Origin of the sequence: Agarivorans sp., from assembly GCF_050295395.1 — a bacterium.
Lineage (GTDB): Bacteria > Pseudomonadota > Gammaproteobacteria > Enterobacterales > Celerinatantimonadaceae > Agarivorans.
In genome coordinates this window covers 1-2511 of record NZ_JBNKPP010000032.1, presented here as the reverse complement: position 1 = coordinate 2511, position 2511 = coordinate 1, and the positions used below count along the sequence as shown (strand labels likewise).

2 protein-coding genes are annotated in these 2511 nt (G+C 49.5%); one reads left to right on the top strand and one right to left on the bottom strand.

Annotated features, from left to right (window positions below; all coding sequences use genetic code 11):
• Window positions 1-7: 7 nt before the first annotated feature.
• Complete coding sequence (locus ACQY6Q_RS02250; RefSeq protein ID WP_427977367.1) at window positions 8-868, bottom strand: methylated-DNA--[protein]-cysteine S-methyltransferase; 861 nt, start codon at window positions 866-868, stop codon at window positions 8-10.
• A 172-nt stretch (window positions 869-1040) separates the two neighbouring features.
• On the opposite strand from ACQY6Q_RS02250, the gene ACQY6Q_RS02245 reads away from it, so the two are divergent.
• Entirely contained in the window at window positions 1041-2192 is a 1152-nt protein-coding gene (locus tag ACQY6Q_RS02245) for a 3-phenylpropionate MFS transporter (protein ID WP_427977365.1), read from the top strand.
• The last annotated feature ends 319 nt before the right edge of the window (window positions 2193-2511 follow it).

Below are 2511 nucleotides of genomic sequence, written 5' to 3'. Positions count from 1 at the left end.
ACGCTACTCATTCTTTCTTCTGCTTTAATTGGGCTTCGCGGCCCATCATCAATTGTTTGCGTGACAAGCCCCAGCGATAACCGCCCAGCGCGCCGTTACTGCGGATCACCCGATGGCAGGGAATAATATAAGCGATGGGGTTTTTCGCCACCGCGCTAGCCACCGCCCTAGTGGCCTTAGCCGAGCTAACATGCTCAGCCAAAAATTGATAAGAACATACATGACCATAGGGAATGTTTAACAAGGCCTGCCATACCTGAAGCTGAAAATTAGTGCCTTTTAGCCACAACGATAGGGGTTTGGCTGGCAGCTGTTGCTGACTAAATACTTGCTTAAGTAAGCTTTGAGCCTGGCTCTGGTCGGCAAGCAACTCGGCCTTCGGCCAAGCCAGTTTAAGCTCGTGTAAGGCTGTATCGGCTTGCTCACTTTCGCAAAAGCTTAACTGGCAAATGCCTCTGCTGGTACTGGCAATAAAGGCGCAGCCAAAGGGCGTATGGCCCCAGCCATAATAAATCACCAAGCCTTCACCTTGCATCTTCGCCTCTCCCGGCGTGACCGCCTGCACCGACACAAACAAATCATACAAGCGGCCAGCGCTAGATAAGCCCAGTTGCTGAGACAAATCCAGCACCGAACTTGAATACTGTAATTGTTGCTGGGCTTGCTGCAAGGTTAGGTACTGCAAGAAGCGTTTTGGCGATACGCCCACCCATTGGCTAAACAAACGCTGCATATGCGTTTCGCTATAACCGATGACCTTGGCCAGCTCACTCAGCTCGGGTTGTTGCTGCTGATGTTGCAGCAGATAGTCCATTGCTTGAGCAATAATTTGATATTCATGATGCGAGGGCAAACTAGCAGCGTCCATAAAGCCTCCGAAGTGGTTTAAGCACAATGTAACCGAAAAATCGCAACAGCTCGACCCGATAATTGCGAAGTAAAAATTAATCTAAAATTAGTCATTTCAGGCCGTGCTAAGTCTTGGTTATTAATAGAGAACCGCTATAATGCCGCCTTAATGTCGTAGTAGGTTAAGTAGTGTGATAAAACCAAAGGCAGCCAGCTGGATCAGCTTATATTTTTCAGGATTGTTTTTTGCTTGGGGTGTTTTCCTCCCCTTCTGGGCGCTATGGCTAGAAAGTGAAGGACTAAACCCCAGCCAAATTGGCCTTTTATTAGCGTGTAGTATGCTAGCCCGTTTCTTGGGTAACGTGCTACTGATTCCCCGCATCAAGGGTGCCGCCCAGCTGCTACCTGGCCTGCGCTGGTGTAGCTTTGCCAGCGTCATGGTGCTTACCAGCCTATGCTGGTTACAAGGCTACTTTTGGCTTACCGTACTCACCCTCGCCGCCAACTTCTTTATTGCCACGCTGATCCCGTTAGGCGACGCCATTGCCACCAAATGGGTCAGCCAGCTCAAGCTAGACTATGGCCGAGTCCGAGTATTTGGCTCAGTGGCCTTTATTATTTCATCCACCTTAATTGGCATTGGTCTGACTTACTTTTCTCACTCGCTGATCTTATATGCCACCTTAGGCTCGTTGTTGGCAATGTGGGGCCTAAGCCTGTTAACGCCAGCCTCTCCGCTACAAGATGAAGAAAGCACTGAACCGCACAGCAGCCGCCTCTGGCCAGTACTCAAACAGCCTTACGCACTTAAGTTTGTGGTGGTAACCGCGCTAATTCAAGGCTCGCATGCCGCCTACTACGCCTACTCCACCCTGTACTGGAAAAGCATCGACTACCCCGAGTCCACCATTGGTTATTTATGGTCGATTGGTGTAGCGCTAGAGATGAGCATTCTTATTTTTGGCAGCAAATGGTTTAAGCGCTGGAATGCCAATCAAATGTTTTTGCTAGCGGCCTTTGGTGCGGTACTGCGCTGGGGCATTTTTGGCAGCACCGAACTACTGCCATTAATGGCCTTATCGCAAGGTTTGCATGCCCTGACCTTCGCCCTCACCCAGCTAGCGGCGATTAAATACATCGCCACCGAGGCGCCGAAGCATCAGGCGATTCCGCTACAGGCGCTGTATTCGGCGATTGCCTTAAACATGGGTACAGCCCTGCTGACCTTTTTAAGCAGTAGCCTGTATGAGAGCATAGGCAGTGGTATTTTCTTGATCATGGCGGGGTTGTCGGCATTGGCTATTCCCTTGTTGTTGGTTAAGCCGAAGAAGCAGGTGAGCTAAGAGGTTGCCGTTTTCTGTGGCTGACAGCTTGTTTTGAGAGTTTGTTGAGGCGGTTGAACTCGTTTTCTTATTTGTTTTGATATCGAGTTGTTAGTGATGATTTCGCTCTGACGGTGCCGCTTTAAGTTTTTAAGATCAAAAGCTTTCGCCTACGGCGACGTCATTTTTCTTTCGCGAGCAAAGAAAAACGAAGCAAAAAGAAAGCTCGCCCTGCATCTTCTTAGATCCTGCGTTGCGCTTTCACAAGGGCGTTGAAGTAACTCGCTACGCTCAAACAGACTTCAACTCTGATCCCTTGTTCATTTGCGCTACTCGGCGA